Origin of the sequence: Trabulsiella odontotermitis, assembly GCF_030053895.1 — a bacterium.
Lineage (GTDB): Bacteria > Pseudomonadota > Gammaproteobacteria > Enterobacterales > Enterobacteriaceae > Trabulsiella > Trabulsiella odontotermitis_C.
Map to the genome: position 1 here is coordinate 4,380,325 of NZ_CP125781.1, position 18,440 is coordinate 4,398,764.

The 18,440-nt window shown below is 54.4% G+C and carries 13 protein-coding genes, 2 tRNA genes and 2 rRNA genes; 3 read left to right on the forward strand and 14 right to left on the reverse strand.

Annotated features, from left to right (window positions below):
• Nucleotides 1-130: 130 nt before the first annotated feature.
• The 8 genes from QMG90_RS20850 to pepQ all read right to left on the reverse strand — a co-directional run bounded on the left by QMG90_RS20850 (nt 131) and on the right by pepQ (nt 9,433).
• Nucleotides 131-3,037, reverse strand: a 23S ribosomal RNA gene (locus tag QMG90_RS20850).
• A gap of 168 nt (nt 3,038-3,205) precedes the next feature.
• Nucleotides 3,206-3,281: transfer RNA gene (locus tag QMG90_RS20855), tRNA-Ala, on the reverse strand.
• A gap of 106 nt (nt 3,282-3,387) precedes the next feature.
• Nucleotides 3,388-3,464, reverse strand: a tRNA-Ile gene (locus tag QMG90_RS20860).
• A gap of 71 nt (nt 3,465-3,535) precedes the next feature.
• Nucleotides 3,536-5,077: ribosomal RNA gene (locus tag QMG90_RS20865) — 16S ribosomal RNA — on the reverse strand.
• Together the 16S and 23S rRNA genes with 2 tRNA genes alongside form the textbook arrangement of a ribosomal RNA operon.
• Nucleotides 5,078-5,436: 359 nt before the next feature.
• Nucleotides 5,437-5,982, reverse strand: coding sequence for a menaquinone-dependent protoporphyrinogen IX dehydrogenase (gene hemG / locus QMG90_RS20870; RefSeq protein ID WP_283281609.1), 546 nt, complete (start codon nt 5,980-5,982; stop codon nt 5,437-5,439).
• A gap of 12 nt (nt 5,983-5,994) precedes the next feature.
• The gene (trkH, locus tag QMG90_RS20875; RefSeq protein ID WP_283281611.1) at nt 5,995-7,446 is read right to left on the reverse strand and encodes a Trk system potassium transporter TrkH; all 1,452 of its coding nucleotides are present in this window, start codon (nt 7,444-7,446) and stop codon (nt 5,995-5,997) included.
• A 41-nt stretch (nt 7,447-7,487) separates the two neighbouring features.
• A complete protein-coding gene (locus QMG90_RS20880) occupies nt 7,488-8,102 on the reverse strand; it encodes an IMPACT family protein (RefSeq protein ID WP_283281613.1) in 615 nt (204 codons plus the stop codon).
• Nucleotides 8,102-9,433, reverse strand: coding sequence for a Xaa-Pro dipeptidase (gene pepQ / locus QMG90_RS20885; RefSeq protein WP_283281615.1), 1,332 nt, complete (start codon nt 9,431-9,433; stop codon nt 8,102-8,104). Before pepQ ends, QMG90_RS20880 begins: the two co-directional genes overlap by 1 nt.
• Nucleotides 9,434-9,623: 190 nt before the next feature.
• Between pepQ and fadB the strand changes: the two genes are divergently transcribed.
• Together fadB and fadA are read left to right on the forward strand one after the other, a co-directional pair.
• A complete protein-coding gene (fadB, locus tag QMG90_RS20890) occupies nt 9,624-11,813 on the forward strand; it encodes a fatty acid oxidation complex subunit alpha FadB (RefSeq protein WP_283281617.1) in 2,190 nt (729 codons plus the stop codon).
• A gap of 9 nt (nt 11,814-11,822) precedes the next feature.
• A complete protein-coding gene (gene fadA, locus QMG90_RS20895) occupies nt 11,823-12,986 on the forward strand; it encodes an acetyl-CoA C-acyltransferase FadA (RefSeq protein WP_283281619.1) in 1,164 nt (387 codons plus the stop codon).
• Nucleotides 12,987-13,050: 64 nt separating this feature from the next.
• On the opposite strand, the gene fre is transcribed toward fadA, so the two are convergent.
• Nucleotides 13,051-13,755: an NAD(P)H-flavin reductase gene (gene fre / locus QMG90_RS20900; RefSeq protein ID WP_283281621.1), complete on the reverse strand. Its 705-nt coding sequence runs from the start codon at nt 13,753-13,755 to the stop codon at nt 13,051-13,053.
• A gap of 38 nt (nt 13,756-13,793) precedes the next feature.
• Nucleotides 13,794-15,278 carry a 4-hydroxy-3-polyprenylbenzoate decarboxylase gene (gene ubiD, locus QMG90_RS20905; protein ID WP_283281623.1) on the reverse strand — a complete coding sequence of 495 codons (1,485 nt, stop codon included), beginning with the start codon at nt 15,276-15,278 and terminating at the stop codon, nt 13,794-13,796.
• A 180-nt stretch (nt 15,279-15,458) separates the two neighbouring features.
• Here ubiD and rfaH point away from each other — a divergent pair, with 180 nt between their 5' ends.
• A complete protein-coding gene (rfaH, locus tag QMG90_RS20910; protein ID WP_283281625.1) occupies nt 15,459-15,947 on the forward strand; it encodes a transcription/translation regulatory transformer protein RfaH in 489 nt (162 codons plus the stop codon).
• A 1-nt stretch (nt 15,948) separates the two neighbouring features.
• Here the strand turns inward: rfaH and tatD are convergent, their stop codons facing one another.
• From tatD to tatA, 4 genes are read right to left on the reverse strand one after another with little or no spacing between them, the layout of a single operon-like run.
• On the reverse strand, nt 15,949-16,731 hold the full coding sequence (gene tatD, locus QMG90_RS20915; RefSeq protein WP_283281627.1) for a 3'-5' ssDNA/RNA exonuclease TatD: 783 nt from the start codon (nt 16,729-16,731) through the stop codon (nt 15,949-15,951).
• Nucleotides 16,732-16,770: 39 nt separating this feature from the next.
• Nucleotides 16,771-17,544: a Sec-independent protein translocase subunit TatC gene (gene tatC, locus QMG90_RS20920; protein ID WP_283281628.1), complete on the reverse strand. Its 774-nt coding sequence runs from the start codon at nt 17,542-17,544 to the stop codon at nt 16,771-16,773.
• Between the two features lie 3 nt (nt 17,545-17,547).
• A complete protein-coding gene (gene tatB, locus QMG90_RS20925; protein WP_283281630.1) occupies nt 17,548-18,096 on the reverse strand; it encodes a Sec-independent protein translocase protein TatB in 549 nt (182 codons plus the stop codon).
• 3 nt (nt 18,097-18,099) lie between these two features.
• Nucleotides 18,100-18,354, reverse strand: coding sequence for a Sec-independent protein translocase subunit TatA (gene tatA / locus QMG90_RS20930; protein ID WP_038160535.1), 255 nt, complete (start codon nt 18,352-18,354; stop codon nt 18,100-18,102).
• Between the last annotated feature and the right edge of the window lie 86 nt (nt 18,355-18,440).

The window sequence follows — 18,440 nt, forward strand, 5'->3', positions numbered from 1 at the left end:
AAACTCAGTCACATACTTCTGTATGCTCCTTCCTTTCCTTCGCTTGCCGCCTTGCCGCTGCGCAAACTATTGCCTACTCTGAATCAATGCTGAAAATCTGTCTCTCACGCCAAAACAGCTTCGGCGTTGTAAGGTTAAGCCTCACGGTTCATTAGTACCGGTTAGCTCAACGCATCGCTGCGCTTACACACCCGGCCTATCAACGTCGTCGTCTTCAACGTTCCTTCAGGAGACTTAATGTCTCAGGGAGAACTCATCTCGGGGCAAGTTTCGTGCTTAGATGCTTTCAGCACTTATCTCTTCCGCATTTAGCTACCGGGCAGTGCCATTGGCATGACAACCCGAACACCAGTGATGCGTCCACTCCGGTCCTCTCGTACTAGGAGCAGCCCCCCTCAATTCTCCAGCGCCCACGGCAGATAGGGACCGAACTGTCTCACGACGTTCTAAACCCAGCTCGCGTACCACTTTAAATGGCGAACAGCCATACCCTTGGGACCTACTTCAGCCCCAGGATGTGATGAGCCGACATCGAGGTGCCAAACACCGCCGTCGATATGAACTCTTGGGCGGTATCAGCCTGTTATCCCCGGAGTACCTTTTATCCGTTGAGCGATGGCCCTTCCATTCAGAACCACCACGATCACTATGACCTGCTTTCGCACCTGCTCGCGCCGTCACGCTCGCAGTCAAGCTGGCTTATGCCATTGCACTAACCTCCTGATGTCCGACCAGGATTAGCCAACCTTCGTGCTCCTCCGTTACTCTTTAGGAGGAGACCGCCCCAGTCAAACTACCCACCAGACACTGTCCGCAACCCGGTTTACGGGCCCACGTTAGAACACCAGCCATTAAAGGGTGGTATTTCAAGGGCGGCTCCACGCAGACTGGCGTCCACGCTTCAAAGCCTCCCACCTATCCTACACATCAAGGACCAGTGTTCAGTGTCAAGCTATAGTAAAGGTTCACGGGGTCTTTCCGTCTTGCCGCGGGTACACTGCATCTTCACAGCGAGTTCAATTTCACTGAGTCTCGGGTGGAGACAGCCTGGCCATCATTACGCCATTCGTGCAGGTCGGAACTTACCCGACAAGGAATTTCGCTACCTTAGGACCGTTATAGTTACGGCCGCCGTTTACCGGGGCTTCGATCAGGAGCTTCGCCTTGCGGCTGACCCCATCAATTAACCTTCCGGCACCGGGCAGGCGTCACACCGTATACGTCCACTTTCGTGTTTGCACAGTGCTGTGTTTTTAATAAACAGTTGCAGCCAGCTGGTATCTTCGACTGGTCTCAGCTCCATCCGCAAGGGACTTCACCTACGCACCAGCGTGCCTTCTCCCGAAGTTACGGCACCATTTTGCCTAGTTCCTTCACCCGAGTTCTCTCAAGCGCCTTGGTATTCTCTACCTGACCACCTGTGTCGGTTTGGGGTACGATTTCGTGTTACCTGGAGCTTAGAGGCTTTTCCTGGAAGCAGGGCATCTGTCACTTCAGCACCGTAGTGCCTCGTCATCACGCCTCAGTGTTAAAGCACTCCGGATTTGCCTGGAGCACACACCTGCACGCTTAAACCGGGACAACCGTCGCCCGGATGACACAGCCTTCTCCGTCCCCCCTTCGCAGTAACACCAAGTACAGAATATTAACCTGTTTCCCATCGACTACGCCTTTCGGCCTCGCCTTAGGGGTCGACTCACCCTGCCCCGATTAACGTTGGACAGGAACCCTTGGTCTTCCGGCGAGCGGGCTTTTCACCCGCTTTATCGTTACTTATGTCAGCATTCGCACTTCTGATACCTCCAGCAGCCCTCACAGACCACCTTCAACGGCTTACAGAACGCTCCCCTACCCAACAACACTTAGTGTCGCTGCCGCAGCTTCGGTGCATGGTTTAGCCCCGTTACATCTTCCGCGCAGGCCGACTCGACCAGTGAGCTATTACGCTTTCTTTAAATGATGGCTGCTTCTAAGCCAACATCCTGGCTGTCTGGGCCTTCCCACATCGTTTCCCACTTAACCATGACTTTGGGACCTTAGCTGGCGGTCTGGGTTGTTTCCCTCTTCACGACGGACGTTAGCACCCGCCGTGTGTCTCCCGTGATAACATTCTCCGGTATTCGCAGTTTGCATCGGGTTGGTAAGTCGGGATGACCCCCTGGCCGAAACAGTGCTCTACCCCCGGAGATGAATTCACGAGGCGCTACCTAAATAGCTTTCGGGGAGAACCAGCTATCTCCCGGTTTGATTGGCCTTTCACCCCCAGCCACAGGTCATCCGCTAATTTTTCAACATTAGTCGGTTCGGTCCTCCAGTTAGTGTTACCCAACCTTCAACCTGCCCATGGCTAGATCACCGGGTTTCGGGTCTATACCCTGCAACTTAACGCCCAATTAAGACTCGGTTTCCCTTCGGCTCCCCTATTCGGTTAACCTTGCTACAGAATATAAGTCGCTGACCCATTATACAAAAGGTACGCAGTCACACCCCAAAGGGTGCTCCCACTGCTTGTACGTACACGGTTTCAGGTTCTGTTTCACTCCCCTCGCCGGGGTTCTTTTCGCCTTTCCCTCACGGTACTGGTTCACTATCGGTCAGTCAGGAGTATTTAGCCTTGGAGGATGGTCCCCCCATATTCAGACAGGATACCACGTGTCCCGCCCTACTCATCGAGTTCACAGCCTGTGTGTTTTTGTGTACGGGGCTTTCACCCTGTATCGCCGGCCTTTCCAGACCGTTCCACTAACACACAAACTGATTCAGACTCTGGGCTCCTCCCCGTTCGCTCGCCGCTACTGGGGGAATCTCGGTTGATTTCTTTTCCTCGGGGTACTTAGATGTTTCAGTTCCCCCGGTTCGCCTCGTAACACTATGTATTCATGTTACGATGATGCACCGAAGTGCACCGGGTTTCCCCATTCGGACATCGCCGGTTATAACGGTTCATATCACCTTACCGGCGCTTTTCGCAGATTAGCACGTCCTTCATCGCCTCTGACTGCCAGGGCATCCACCGTGTACGCTTAGTCGCTTAACCTCACAACCCGAAGATGTTTCACTTCTGATTGCGAAAATTTGAGAGACTCGAACACACATAAACTGTGTGTCGTTTCAATTTTCAGCTTGATCCAGATTTTTAAAGAGCAAAACTTCGCAGTGAACCTTTTCAGGCACACTCTGAAGTTTTCTTGTGTCGCAGTAAAGATGGTGGAGCTATGCGGGATCGAACCGCAGACCTCCTGCGTGCAAAGCAGGCGCTCTCCCAGCTGAGCTATAGCCCCATCGTGATTACCTCTGTACCGGTAATTTTTCCTGAGACAAGGCGCGCAACGGCGAAGCATACCTCAGTATGCGAGTCGTTTCGCAACGCAGTATTCAGGGAAAATTTGGTAGGCCTGAGTGGACTTGAACCACCGACCTCACCCTTATCAGGGGTGCGCTCTAACCACCTGAGCTACAAGCCTGCAGAGATTTTTTACTGCTGTAATTTCATCAGACAATCTGTGTGAGCACTTCAGAGGCAGGTTCTTTCAGGTAAGGAGGTGATCCAACCGCAGGTTCCCCTACGGTTACCTTGTTACGACTTCACCCCAGTCATGAATCACAAAGTGGTAAGCGCCCTCCCGAAGGTTAAGCTACCTACTTCTTTTGCAACCCACTCCCATGGTGTGACGGGCGGTGTGTACAAGGCCCGGGAACGTATTCACCGTGGCATTCTGATCCACGATTACTAGCGATTCCGACTTCGTGGAGTCGAGTTGCAGACTCCAGTCCGGACTACGACATACTTTATGAGGTCCGCTTGCTCTCGCGAGGTCGCTTCTCTTTGTATATGCCATTGTAGCACGTGTGTAGCCCTGGTCGTAAGGGCCATGATGACTTGACGTCATCCCCACCTTCCTCCAGTTTATCACTGGCAGTCTCCTTTGAGTTCCCGACCTAATCGCTGGCAACAAAGGATAAGGGTTGCGCTCGTTGCGGGACTTAACCCAACATTTCACAACACGAGCTGACGACAGCCATGCAGCACCTGTCTCACGGTTCCCGAAGGCACATTCTCATCTCTGAAAACTTCCGTGGATGTCAAGACCAGGTAAGGTTCTTCGCGTTGCATCGAATTAAACCACATGCTCCACCGCTTGTGCGGGCCCCCGTCAATTCATTTGAGTTTTAACCTTGCGGCCGTACTCCCCAGGCGGTCGACTTAACGCGTTAGCTCCGGAAGCCACGCCTCAAGGGCACAACCTCCAAGTCGACATCGTTTACGGCGTGGACTACCAGGGTATCTAATCCTGTTTGCTCCCCACGCTTTCGCACCTGAGCGTCAGTCTTTGTCCAGGGGGCCGCCTTCGCCACCGGTATTCCTCCAGATCTCTACGCATTTCACCGCTACACCTGGAATTCTACCCCCCTCTACAAGACTCAAGCCTGCCAGTTTCGGATGCAGTTCCCAGGTTGAGCCCGGGGATTTCACATCCGACTTGACAGACCGCCTGCGTGCGCTTTACGCCCAGTAATTCCGATTAACGCTTGCACCCTCCGTATTACCGCGGCTGCTGGCACGGAGTTAGCCGGTGCTTCTTCTGCGGGTAACGTCAATTGCTGCGGTTATTAACCTCAACACCTTCCTCCCCGCTGAAAGTACTTTACAACCCGAAGGCCTTCTTCATACACGCGGCATGGCTGCATCAGGCTTGCGCCCATTGTGCAATATTCCCCACTGCTGCCTCCCGTAGGAGTCTGGACCGTGTCTCAGTTCCAGTGTGGCTGGTCATCCTCTCAGACCAGCTAGGGATCGTCGCCTTGGTGAGCCGTTACCCCACCAACAAGCTAATCCCATCTGGGCACATCTGATGGCATGAGGCCCGAAGGTCCCCCACTTTGGTCCGAAGACGTTATGCGGTATTAGCTACCGTTTCCAGTAGTTATCCCCCTCCATCAGGCAGTTTCCCAGACATTACTCACCCGTCCGCCGCTCGCCGGCGGGGAAGCAAGCTTCCCCCCGCTGCCGCTCGACTTGCATGTGTTAGGCCTGCCGCCAGCGTTCAATCTGAGCCATGATCAAACTCTTCAATTTAAGTTTGATGCTCTAAGAATTAAACTTCGTAATGAATTACGTGTTCACTCTTTGAGACTTGGTATTCATTTTTCGTCCGAGGACGTCAAGAATCCATGTCACTCCGAGTGCCCACACAGATTGTCTGATAAATTGTTAAAGAGCAGTTGCGACGCGGCTTACAGCGCACTGTCGCGAGGTGGCGTATATTACGCTTTCCCTCCGTGAAGTCAACAAGTTATTTCGTTTAACTTCACCTGACAGGCCGGTGTGTTTGCCGTTGTGCCGTGTCAGTGGAGGCGCATTATAGGGAGTAATTCTGAGGTGACAAGAGGAAATTTGAAAAAACTTTTCGTTCGCTCAATTTCCAGGCAATGCGTCTAATTATAGCGCGACTTGTTCACCAGTTGAGCGATTTCCCGGGCAAATTGAGAAACCTGATCCCAGTCGGTATACACCACTTCTTTATGCGTATCCGTTTCGCCACCCGTCATCTTCATGATCAGACGGATCATCACCCGGTCATACCAACGATAGCGCGGGTAACGCAGCGCCCCGGCAAAGACTTCGCACTGCGTTGGCTGCCATGGCGAGCGCAACAGAAACTTACGCGTATAGTTATTCGTCTGCGGCGAGCGTTTCTCCGGCTTACGGGCCACAAGGTTGACCGAGTAAAACGCGCTCGGTACTGCCTGCAGGTGTCTGAGATTCTTTTTCACAAAACGCTCCACCGCAGAATGGAAATGCCCGTAGCGGATAGACGCCCCAATGACCACACGGTCGTAATGCTCCCAGGGAATGTCATCGGCGCGATGCAGGTTCATCGTATCTGCCTCAACCCCAAGCTCTTTCAATTCTGAAGCCAGAAAAGACGCAATCTCCCGTGTCTGTCCATCACGGGTAGAGAAAAGAATTAACGTTTTCAACGAGCACTCCTGTTATTCGCGCCAGAATGTTGGGGTAAACAGAACCAGCAATGTAAAGACCTCCAGACGACCAAACAGCATATTGGCAATCAGAATCCATTTAGCGACAGGGTTCATACTAGCAAAATTATCCGCCACGACACCGAGACCCGGCCCAAGGTTATTGAGCGTTGCCACTACGGACGCAAAGGCGGAGAAGTCATCCACTCCCGTGGCGATGATCGCCAGCATGCTGACAATGAACACCAGCGCATAGGCGGAAAAGAAACCCCATACCGCTTCGAGGATCCGCTCCGGCAGCGCGCGGTTGCCGAGCTTAATACTGTACACCGCATTCGGATGCACCAGACGTTTCAGCTCACGGTTTCCCTGTTTAAACAGCAGAAGAATACGGATCACCTTCAGGCCACCGCCCGTCGATCCAGCGCAGCCGCCGATAAACGCCGAACAGAGCAACAGCACTGGCAGGAAGAGCGGCCATCGGGCGATGCTGTCCGTCGTAAAGCCCGCCGTCGTCGCCATCGAAACCACCTGGAAAAAGGCCTGATTCAGCGTCGTCATCGCCGAGTTATACACGCCGTGGAACCACAGCATCAGCGTACAGATAAACACCAGCGTCAGTTGAACGCCGATAAACATCCGGAACTCCGGGTCGCGCCAGTACACCTTCAGGCTGCGACCGCTCAGCAGCGAAAAGTGCAGACCATAGTTACACCCAGAAATCAGTAAGAAGATGGCAATGATGGTATTAATGGTCGGACTGGCAAAGTAGCCTACGCTGGCGTCATGCGTAGAGAAACCGCCAATGGCGATGGTCGCAAAACTGTGTCCAATAGCGTCAAACGCTGGCATACCCGCAAACCACAACGCCACTGCGCACGCCACCGTCAGCAGGACGTAAATCAGCCACAGCGTTTTTGCTGTTTCGGCGATACGTGGCCGCATCTTGTTGTCTTTCAGCGGCCCGGGCATCTCGGCGCGATACAACTGCATCCCCCCGACGCCCAGTATCGGGAGTATCGCCACCGCCAGCACAATGATCCCCATACCGCCAAACCACTGCAGCATCTGGCGATAAAAGAGAATAGCATGAGGAAGAGAATCCAGCCCCACCAGCGTGGTGGCGCCCGTTGTCGTGAGTCCGGAAAAGGATTCAAAGAACGCGTCTGTCACCGTCAGGTTCGGTTGTTCGGAGAAGATGAAAGGTAACGCACCGACGCTCCCCAGCACGGTCCAGAACAGGACAACGATCAGAAATCCTTCACGGGATTTCAGTTCACCTTTCTCGCGGCGGTTCGGCCACCACAGCATTGACCCAATCGCCAGCGCAACGAAAAACGTCTGCGTGAAGGCCCGACCCGCGCCATCACGATAAATCAGCGCCACCAGTCCGGGAACAATCATCGTTCCCGAAAACAGAATGACCAGAAGTCCTACGATTCGGGTTATGGCGCGAAAATGCATCTCTGCCGCTTCCTTTGATATGCAAAAAAGTCAGGTGGGGATTATTCGTCAATATTCCGTAAATGCAACGAACCACGACTAAAATCAGCAAGCTTTGCTGTAAACGCCGCCAGTTCGGACTGTGGAAGCGCAACGCGTAATCGTACGGAAGCCTGAAAATCACTGTTGACGACCTTGCCGGAAAACTGCCCCAGCAGCGCCTCAACGCCCGCTAACTGCCCATACTCACACTGCAAAGTATATTCGGTCAGCGGCGTCTTGCGCAGCGTCGTCAGTTGATGCAACGCCTGGCTTACGCCCCCGCCGTAGGCTTTCACCAAACCGCCAGTGCCCAGCAAAATACCGCCATAGTAACGCACGACGACGGCGGTAATTTCGCCAACGCCACTGCCCATCAGCTGTGCCAGCATGGGTTTCCCGGCCGTTCCCGCGGGTTCACCATCATCAGAGAAACCCAGCTGTTGCGAATCGTCAGGCGCACCAGCGACCCACGCCACACAATGATGGCGCGCATCCGGGTGCTCCGCCCTGACGGATTCAACAAAAGCTTTCGCCGCCTCAACGCCCTCGGTATGGGCGAGAAGCGTAATGAAGCGGCTCTTTTTGATCTCTTCCACGACTGTCACCGGTGCGGCCGGGATTAACCAACTGTCCATTACGCCAGCTTCAGATCTCGCGTCATATTCTCGATGCTGTTTTCATGGATCACGACATTATCCTCAATGCGAATACCACCAAACGGCTTCAGCGCGTCGATTTTCTGCCAGTTAAAGTGCTTGCTGAATTGCCCTTCGCGCCACGGTGCCAGCAGCGATTCGATGAAGTAAATTCCCGGCTCGATGGTCAGCACCATGCGCGGTTGTAGCATGCGGGTACAGCGCAGGTACGGATATTTCGACGGCGCAGCCAGATGCGTGCCGGTATCATCCTGCATAAACCCGGCAACGTCATGGACCTGTAACCCCAGCGGATGACCGATGCCGTGCGGCATAAACGGCCCGGTAAGATCATTTTCCACCATCGCCTCTTCACTCATGTCGGTGACAATCTTGTGTTTACGCAGCAGCTTCGCAATGCGCTGATGGAACTGGATATGGTAATCCACATAGCTGGTTCCGGCTTTCATCGTCGCGATCAGCGCCAGTTGCTCGTCATTGACATCTTTGACCAGATGCGCAAAGTCATTATCCCCGTTCGCCGCCCAGGTCCGGGTGAGATCGGCCGCGTAACCGTTGTATTCCGCTCCCGCATCCAGCAGGAAGCTACGCATTTCCGACGGCGCACGGTGATCCAGTTTGGTGTAGTGCAGCACGGCAGCGTGTTCGTTAAGCGCCACGATGTTGCTGTACGGTACATCAATGTCGCGGTGACCCGTCGCGGTCAGATAGGCGAGGTTAATATCAAACTCGCTCATGCCCGACAGAAACGCTTCATGTGCCGCACGATGACCGTTGACCGCCATTTTTTGCGCTTCGCGCATGCAGACCAGTTCATAGTCGGTTTTGTAAGAGCGGTAATAGTGCAGGTAATCGATCACCCCTTTCGGGTTGATATTATTGGCCGCAATCTCAAGACCCAGCGCGCGCTCAGGTACCGGCCCAATGTAAGCGATATTGCCGCGAGCCGCTGGCAGCAGGCTGCCAATGCCATCCGCTTTCGGTAGCGCGATGACTTCTACGTCTTCCGTCCAGAAAGAGGTCGGCAGCGGTTCGACGTTGTGCCAGTAATCGACTGGCAGATAAAACCACAGCTTCGGTTTATTCACGCCATCCACCAGCAGCCAGCAGTTTGGCACCTGCGTGACCGGCACCCAGGACTTAAACTGCGGGTTCACTTTAAACGGATAGGGATGATCATCGAGGAAAACATTGAACAACTCGCCAGAGTGAATAAGTAGTGCATCCAGCTTAAAACGCTCCAGCACATTACGGGTGCGTTCTTGTAAGGTAACGATATGATTTTTATAGAGTGCGGCCAGTGATTCCATCTTTTACCCTTCTGATATTTTTACCTCAAGTCTCCGCATCTTAGCACACCTCATTCTGGCTGCGTGATTTCTGCTGAGCGTGATCAAGGCGGCATTTCTTTAAAGACTCATTTGCATTTTATTAACATAAAATCCACACTTCGCCTCATCTGGTACGACCAGATCACTTTGCTGGATTCGGGAGACTGACATGCTCTACAAAGGCGACACCCTGTACCTCAACTGGCTGGAAGATGGCATTGCCGAACTGGTGTTCGATGCCCCCGGCTCAGTGAATAAACTTGATACCGCAACCGTGGCCAGCCTCGGCAACGCGCTCGATGTGCTCGAAAAACAACAACATTTAAAAGGGCTGTTGCTGCGCTCCGAAAAAGCCGCGTTCATTGTCGGCGCGGATATCACCGAATTTCTGTCACTGTTCCTGGTTCCTCAGGAGCAACTGAGCCAGTGGCTGCATTTTGCAAACAGTGTCTTTAACCGTCTGGAAGATCTTCCGGTTCCTACCGTTTCCGCTATTAACGGCTACGCGTTGGGCGGCGGCTGCGAATGTGTGCTGGCGACAGACTACCGCCTGGCGACGCCGGATCTGCGTATCGGTTTACCAGAAACGAAGCTGGGCATCATGCCGGGTTTTGGTGGCTCGGTGCGGATGCCGCGTCTGTTGGGTGCGGACAGTGCACTCGAAATCATCGCCGCCGGGAAAGACGTGGGTGCCGATCAGGCGCTGAAGATGGGTCTGGTCGATGGGGTGGTAAAACCGGAGAAACTGCGAGATGGCGCGGTTGCTATCCTGCGACAAGCCATTAATGGCGATCTCGACTGGAAAGCGAAACGCCAGCCGAAACTTGAGCCGCTGAAACTCAGCAAAATCGAAGCGGCAATGAGTTTTACCATCGCCAAAGGCATGGTCGCGCAAACCGCAGGCAAGCATTACCCGGCACCGATGACCGCTGTCAAAACCATCGAAGCCGCAGCAAAATTTGGCCGTGAGGAAGCCCTGAAGCTGGAAAATCAGAGCTTCGTGCCCCTGGCACACACTCCCGAGGCCCGTGCGCTGGTCGGTATTTTCCTTAACGACCAATACGTAAAAGGTCAGGCAAAGCATCTGACCAAAAATACCGACACACCGAAACAGGCCGCCGTGCTCGGCGCCGGGATCATGGGGGGCGGGATTGCTTACCAGTCCGCCTGGAAAGGTGTGCCGGTCATTATGAAGGATATCAACGATAAGTCGCTGACGCTCGGCATGACTGAAGCCGCCAAATTGCTGAACAAACAGCTGGAGCGCGGCAAGATTGATGGTCTGAAGCTGGCGGGCGTGATCGCCACCATTCACCCGACGCTCGACTATGCTGGTTTCGATCGCGTCGATGTGGTGGTCGAAGCGGTGGTGGAAAACCCGAAAGTGAAGAAAGCGGTGCTGGCCGAGACGGAAGACCAGGTGCGCCAGGATACCGTTCTCGCGTCAAATACCTCGACCATTCCGATTTCAGAACTGGCTGGCGCGCTGAAGCGTCCGGAAAACTTCTGCGGTATGCACTTCTTTAACCCGGTGCACCGCATGCCGCTGGTCGAAGTCATTCGTGGCGAGAAAACATCAGACGCGACGGTCGCCAAAGTCGTAGCGTGGGCCAGTAAAATGGGCAAAACCCCCATTGTGGTCAACGACTGCCCCGGTTTCTTTGTTAACCGTGTGCTGTTCCCGTACTTCGCTGGATTCAGCCAGTTGCTGCGCGACGGCGCAGATTTCCGCAAAATCGACAACGTGATGGAAAAACAATTCGGCTGGCCGATGGGCCCGGCGTATCTGCTCGACGTCGTAGGTATCGATACCGCGCATCACGCGCAAGCCGTGATGGCCGCCGGTTTCCCACAGCGGATGCAGAAAGATTATCGCGACGCCATTGATGCCATGTTTGACGCCAGCCGTTACGGGCAGAAAAACGGTCTTGGCTTCTGGCGCTATAGCGCGGACAGCAAAGGCAAGCCGAAGAAAGAAGAAGATCCGTCCGTGGTCAGCCTGCTGGCTGACGTCAGCCAGCCGAAGCGCGACTTCAGCGATGAAGAGATTATCGCCCGCATGATGATCCCGATGGTCAACGAAGTGGTGCGCTGTCTGGAAGAAGGCATTATCGCCAGCCCTGCAGAAGCGGATATGGCGCTGGTTTATGGTCTTGGCTTCCCTCCGTTCCACGGCGGCGCATTCCGCTGGCTGGATACGATCGGCAGCGCAAAATATCTCGATATGGCGCAGCAGTACGAGCATCTGGGACCGCTGTATCAGGTGCCGGAAGGCTTGCGCAATAAAGCGCGTCATAACGAAGCATACTATCCCCCGGTTAAACCTGCCCGTCCGGTGGGTGAGCTGAAAACGGCTTAAGGAGTCACGATGGAACAGGTTGTTATTGTTGATGCAATTCGTACCCCGATGGGCCGTTCAAAGGGCGGCGCATTCCGCCATGTCCGCGCGGAAGATCTTTCCGCGCATCTGATGCGCAGCCTGCTGTCGCGTAATCCAGCACTGGATGCCACGGCCATTGACGATATCTATTGGGGTTGTGTGCAACAGACGCTGGAGCAGGGTTTTAACATCGCCCGTAATGCAGCGCTATTGGCAGAGATCCCGCATTCCGTTCCGGCTGTCACTGTGAACCGCTTGTGCGGATCATCAATGCAGGCATTGCACGATGCCGCGCGCATGATCATGACCGGTGATGCGCAGGTATGCCTGATTGGCGGTGTGGAGCATATGGGCCATGTGCCAATGAGCCACGGCGTCGATTTCCATCCGGGCCTCAGCCGCAATGTGGCAAAAGCCGCGGGCATGATGGGGCTGACGGCGGAAATGCTCTCTCGTTTGCATGGCATCAGCCGTGAGATGCAGGATGCGTTCGCCGCCCGTTCTCACGCCCGCGCCTGGGCCGCCACGCAGTCCGGCGCATTCAGAAGTGAAATTATCCCCACCGGCGGTCACGACGCCGATGGCGTACTGAAGCAGTTTAACTACGATGAAGTGATCCGCCCGGAAACCACTGTTGAAGCGCTGGCGACGCTGAAACCGGCGTTTGATCCAGTCAGCGGTACCGTCACTGCTGGCACCTCTTCCGCGCTCTCAGATGGTGCTGCCGCGATGCTGGTGATGAGCGAGAGCCGTGCCCGTGAACTGGGGCTGAAACCGCGCGCACGTATTCGTTCGATGGCAGTTGTCGGCTGCGATCCATCAATTATGGGTTACGGTCCGGTTCCGGCGTCAAAACTGGCGCTGAAAAAAGCGGGGCTTTCCGCCAGCGATATCGACCTGTTTGAGATGAATGAAGCGTTCGCCGCACAAATCCTGCCATGCATTAAGGATCTGGGGCTGATGGAGCAGATCGACGAGAAGATCAATCTTAACGGCGGCGCCATCGCCCTCGGTCATCCACTTGGCTGTTCCGGCGCGCGCATCAGCACCACGCTGATTAACCTGATGGAGCGCCAGGACGCTCAGTTCGGTCTGGCGACGATGTGCATCGGGTTAGGTCAGGGGATCGCGACGGTGTTTGAAAGGGTGTAGTAACCCATTCATTCCCCTAAATCATTGCCGTTCTTCCCGCCTGTCAGGGGCGGGTTTTTTATGTCTAAATAAACGAAAACGCGTCGCCAAACAGGCGGTCTTCACGCGCGTTGCGTTCATTGCAGAACAGGTCGCGGGCAATTTTCGCCATCTCAAAGCGCCCGGCGATGTAGATATCATGCTCTGCCAGCGTACCATGATCCTGCAGCACCGCCGTCAGCACCGTACCCGTACGCCCACGCCAGCCCTCTTCCGGTTGCTCAACCACCGCTTCAACGCGCAGATTAGGATGAGTCACCGACAACGCTTCCAGCTCAGAGAGATCGTAGAGGTGTTTCTCTTCACGGCCGCCCCAGTAAATGGTGATGTCGCGGTCCGGATTTTGTTCCAGCGCCGTCAGCAGAATCGAACGCGCATAAGAGAAACCGGTTCCCCCGGCAATCAGGATCAGCGGACGCGCTTCGTCATCTTCACGCAGCCAGGCGTCACCGTGCGGAATATCAACCAGCACTTCACGCTCTTTCAGAATGCGATCCATCACCGCCATGGCATACAGATTGATCTCTGATGCCCCGATGTGCAGTTCGATAAACCGATGTTCGGAAGGCAATGACGCCATTGAGAACGGACGCTTGTCGCGCTCATCCATTACGACCATCAGATACTGACCGGCGCGAAAGGAGAAATCCGCTTCTGGTTTTAAACGAACGCGATATACGGTATCAGTGATGGCTTCTACCGAGGTCACTTTACAGCTTAAGGTTGTCATGCGCTCCCTCTGTCGGGTCTGTTAGGTAAAACGGTCGTTCAGGGTGTATTACCGTTCTTCAGGATAGCCAGTTCATCCCAGATGGCGTCGATACGAGCCGTCACCTCAGGATCCTTTTTAATAGGACGTCCCCACTCACGTTGGGTCTCGCCAGGCCATTTATTCGTGGCATCCAGCCCCATTTTTGAGCCCAAACCGGAAACCGGCGAGGCAAAATCCAGATAATCTATTGGCGTGTTTTCCACTAGCACCGTATCCCGCGCCGGATCCATACGGGTGGTGATCGCCCAAATCACATCATTCCAGTCACGAGCATTCACGTCATCGTCACAAACGATCACGAATTTGGTGTACATAAACTGCCGCAAAAATGACCAGACGCCCATCATGACGCGCTTAGCATGACCGGCGTATTGTTTTTTCATCGTCACCACCGCGAGGCGGTATGAGCACCCTTCCGGCGGCAGATAAAAATCGACAATTTCGGGAAACTGCTTTTGCAGAATCGGAACAAAGACTTCATTCAGCGCCACACCCAGCACCGCGGGCTCATCCGGTGGACGGCCGGTGTAGGTCGAGTGGTAAATGGCATCTTCACGCTGCGTAATGTGCGTCACCGTAAAAACCGGGAAATTATCGACTTCATTGTAATACCCGGTGTGGTCGCCGTATGGACCTTCTGCCGCAACTTCACCCGCTTCGATATAGCCTTCCAGCACAATCTCCGCGCTGGCCGGGACTTCAAGCTCGTTAGAAATGCACTTCACGACCTCGGTTTTCGTGCCACGCAGCAGGCCCGCAAAGGCGTATTCCGACAGCGTATCCGGCACCGGCGTCACCGCACCGAGAATTGTCGCCGGGTCCGCGCCTAATGCCACGGAAACCGGAAAACGTTCGCCCGGATGTGCCGCGCACCACTCCTGGAAATCCAGCGCGCCGCCACGATGGGACAACCAACGCATGATCAGCTTATTTTTGCCAATCAGTTGCTGGCGATAAATACCGAGATTTTGCCGTTCTTTGTGCGGACCGCGGGTCACCGTCAGCCCCCAGGTAATCAGTGGCGCGGCATCTTCTGGCCAGCAGGTCATGATCGGAATACGGGTTAAATCCACGTCATCGCCGCTGATGATCTTCTGCTGGCAAGGCGCGCCACGCAGGCGTTTGGTCGGCATATTCAGCACTTGTTTGTAGTGCGGAAGTTTATCAAACAGATCACGGAACCCTTTGGGTGGCTCCGGTTCTTTGAGAAAAGCCAGCAGCTTACCCACTTCCCGCAGTGCAGTGACGTCTTCCTGGCCCATCCCCATCGCCACGCGTTTCGGCGTGCCAAAGAGATTGCACAGCACCGGCATGTTGTAACCTTTGGGGTTTTCGAACAGCAACGCCGGACCACCGGCACGTAGCGTCCGGTCGGCAATTTCGGTGATTTCCAGATGAGGATCAACCGGCAGCGTGATGCGTTTTAGCTCGCCCTGCTGCTCCAGTAATGTCAGAAAGTCGCGTAGGTCGTGGTATTTCATGGAGTAGGTTCTGGCCTCTTTATCAGCGCATTATTATACGGCGTTCGCCTGCGTGATGCTGTATTTTTGTTAAATTAGCGTGAACTCACACTCCCGTCTGTCACCCGCCGTGATAATCCCCTTCGCGATCAGGTCTGGCATTTGCTATGCTTGCGGCCGAATTAACGGGAAAGAGTGATTATGCAAGCCTGGTATTTACTGTACTGCAAGCGCGGGCAGCTTATGCGTGCCCAGGAACATCTGGAACGCCAGGCTGTGAACTGCCTGACGCCGATGATTACCCTGGAAAAAATCGTACGTGGTAAGCGGACGTCAGTCAGTGAGCCTCTTTTTCCTAACTACCTGTTTGTCGAGTTCGATCCAGAGGTTATTCATACCACAACCATTAATGCCACGCGCGGCGTCAGCCATTTTGTGCGATTCGGCACGCAACCCGCGATAGTCCCTTCGACAGTCATCCATCAGCTTTCGGTCTATAAACCGGAAGGGATCACCGATCCTGAAACGCCATGGCCGGGCGATAGTGTTGAGATCACCGAAGGCACTTTTAAAGGCCTGAAAGCGATTTTCACCGAACCTGATGGCGAAGCGCGTTCTATGCTGCTGCTTAACTTCCTCAATCAACAAGTTCTGCAGAGCGTGAAAAATACTGAGTTCCGCAAGGTCTGAGTCAGAACGCAATACCGAAAAGGGTTCTGACGTTATTGTCCGTCACCGACGCCAGCCCTTCGGCTTCTTCCCCGCGCCATTGCGCTACCCGTGTCAGAATATGTGCAAGGTGCATGGGTTCATTGCGCCGTGAAGCCGGTTTCGGGCTCAGGTCGCGCGGCAGAAGATAAGGCGCATCGGTTTCAAGCAACAGGCGCTCCGCCGGGATCAACGGCAGCATCTCGCGCAACTCCAGCCCACGGCGCTCATCGCACACCCATCCCGTAATCCCGATATACAGCCCACGCTCCAGGCACGCCTGCATGTCTTCACGCGTGCCGGTAAAACAGTGCAACACCGCGCCCGGCAGCTTATCCAGCCAGGGTTCCAGCAGCGTCAGGAAGCGATCATGCGCATCGCGGCAATGGAGGAAAACCGGCATCGCCAGTTCAGCTGCCAGCGCCAACTGGGCGCTAAAGGCGGTCTCCTGCTCCTGCGGCGTAGAAAAATTACGGTTGAAATCCAGACCGCATTCTCCGATGGCCACCACCTCTGGCCGCAATGCCAATAGGTGAATCGCCTCCGCGACACGTTCTGACCAGTGGCTGCTGTCGTGCGGGTGAACTCCTGCCGTCGACCAGCAGTCGGCGTAACGTTGCGCCAGTTGCTGCGCCTGCTCGCTTTCATGCAGGTTAGTTCCGGTCAGCAGCATTCCCGTCATGCCCGCCGCCCGCGCCCGGGCAACCACGTCGTCCCGATCTTTGGCAAATTGCGAACTGGTCAGATTGACCCCAATATCAAACATCAGCGCTCCCATATGACAACCGCCCTGACGGGCGGCTGTTTATTCTTCATTCTGTTCGGCATCTTCTGCGGCGGCATCTTCGTCGCGCGTTTGTCGCTTCCCGGTATAGAAGCGCGAGAAAAATATCCCGACTTCAAACAGGCAATACATTGGGATCGCCAGCAGCGTCTGCGAGAACACATCCGGCGGTGTCAGCAGCATACCGACGACAAACGCGCCAACCAGTACATAAGGACGCTTGCCACGCAGATCTTCCGGCGTGGTGACACCGACCCAGCATAGCAGCACGATAGCCACTGGCACCTCGAACGACACGCCAAACGCCATAAACAGCGCCATAACAAAGTCGAGGTAGCTTTTGATATCGGTCGACACCTGAACGCCCTGTGGCGCCGTATGCGTCAGGAAGCCAAACGCCAGCGGGAATACCACGAAGTAGGCGAAAGCCATGCCGATGTAAAACAATAGCGTGCTGGAAACCAGCAGCGGCACGACCAGCCGACGCTCATGTTTATACAATGCTGGCGCGATAAACGCCCACACCTGGTACAAAATCACTGGCGCGGACAAAATCACCGACACCATGAAGGTCAGTTTGATCGGAGTGAAAAAAGGTGACGCAACATCTGTCGCAATCATCGTTGCGCCCTGCGGCATATGGCTAATCAACGGCGCGGAGACCAGTTGATAGATGTCGTTGGCGAAATAGACTAACGCCAGAAAAATCAAAAAGACCGCGATGATGCAGTTGAGCAGACGCTTACGCAGCTCAATCAAATGCGAGATCAGCGGTTGAGTATCTTCTACGCCCATGTTTTACGCTTTATCACTTGATACGGGAGAGGATGCCGGAGCCGGCGCGACAGTCACTTTTACCTCTTCCGAGGCTTCAGTCGGTTGGGTTTCCGCCGCTTTCACTACCGCTTCTGCTTCAGCCTGCGGCGCGGTTTCTTCAGCGCTCGCCTGATGCTCAGCCGTTGATGGGGTCACACCTTCACGCTGTTCGGCGGACCCTTTTACGACCGGATTATGGATAGTGTTAGCGTTGTCGCTCGCCTTTTCAGGATCGTTACTACTGTATGTACGCTTCATGGATTCAGCCGCTTCACGTAGCTCATCCATTGACGCTTTCAGTTCGGGCGTCAGGTTTTCGAGGCTGGCTTTCTCAACCTTCTTCAGGCTGTCCTGAAATTCCTGAAGCTTAAGTTCCTGAGTAAGCTCATTTTGAACCGTAGCCGCCAGTGAACGCAGCGCGCGAACCCAGCCAGCCACCGTTTTGACCGCTACAGGCAACCGTTTTGGCCCCAGAACGATGAGGCCAATCACGAATATCAGTAGTAGCTCACTAAAACCAATATCGAACACGAATTATACCTGCTCTTTATCGTGGCTTTTCGCTTCGTCTTTCTTAGCGCTTTCCTGGTTGTCCGCAATGGATTTTGCAGTGAAATCTGCATCCTGCGCGGTCTTATCCTTTTTTTCCTCATCATCATTCATGGCCTTTTTGAAGCCCTTGATGGAGGCGCCCAGATCAGACCCCAGAGAACTCAGCTTTTTCGTTCCGAAAAGCAGTACCACGATCACGACGATAATCAATAACTGCCAAATACTAATACCACCCATACTTATTCCCCAGTGATACACGTCATCCTTCAGGCGGCCTCAATGCAGCTTGAGTGATTTGTGTACATTGATGATGAATTAATCAA

What these genes read in the sequence shown, in the direction of transcription:
- QMG90_RS20880 (WP_283281613.1), bottom strand. Translation starts at nt 8,102, where the DNA reads ATGGACAGTTGGTTAATCCCGGCCGCACCGGTGACAGTCGTGGAAGAG.
- fadB (WP_283281617.1), top strand. Translation starts at nt 9,624, where the DNA reads ATGCTCTACAAAGGCGACACCCTGTACCTCAACTGGCTGGAAGATGGC.
- rfaH (WP_283281625.1), top strand. Translation starts at nt 15,459, where the DNA reads ATGCAAGCCTGGTATTTACTGTACTGCAAGCGCGGGCAGCTTATGCGT.
- fadA (WP_283281619.1), top strand. Translation starts at nt 11,823, where the DNA reads ATGGAACAGGTTGTTATTGTTGATGCAATTCGTACCCCGATGGGCCGT.
- ubiD (WP_283281623.1), bottom strand. Translation starts at nt 15,278, where the DNA reads ATGAAATACCACGACCTACGCGACTTTCTGACATTACTGGAGCAGCAG.
- trkH (WP_283281611.1), bottom strand. Translation starts at nt 7,446, where the DNA reads ATGCATTTTCGCGCCATAACCCGAATCGTAGGACTTCTGGTCATTCTG.
- tatD (WP_283281627.1), bottom strand. Translation starts at nt 16,731, where the DNA reads ATGTTTGATATTGGGGTCAATCTGACCAGTTCGCAATTTGCCAAAGAT.
- fre (WP_283281621.1), bottom strand. Translation starts at nt 13,755, where the DNA reads ATGACAACCTTAAGCTGTAAAGTGACCTCGGTAGAAGCCATCACTGAT.
- tatA (WP_038160535.1), bottom strand. Translation starts at nt 18,354, where the DNA reads ATGGGTGGTATTAGTATTTGGCAGTTATTGATTATCGTCGTGATCGTG.
- pepQ (WP_283281615.1), bottom strand. Translation starts at nt 9,433, where the DNA reads ATGGAATCACTGGCCGCACTCTATAAAAATCATATCGTTACCTTACAA.
- tatC (WP_283281628.1), bottom strand. Translation starts at nt 17,544, where the DNA reads ATGGGCGTAGAAGATACTCAACCGCTGATCTCGCATTTGATTGAGCTG.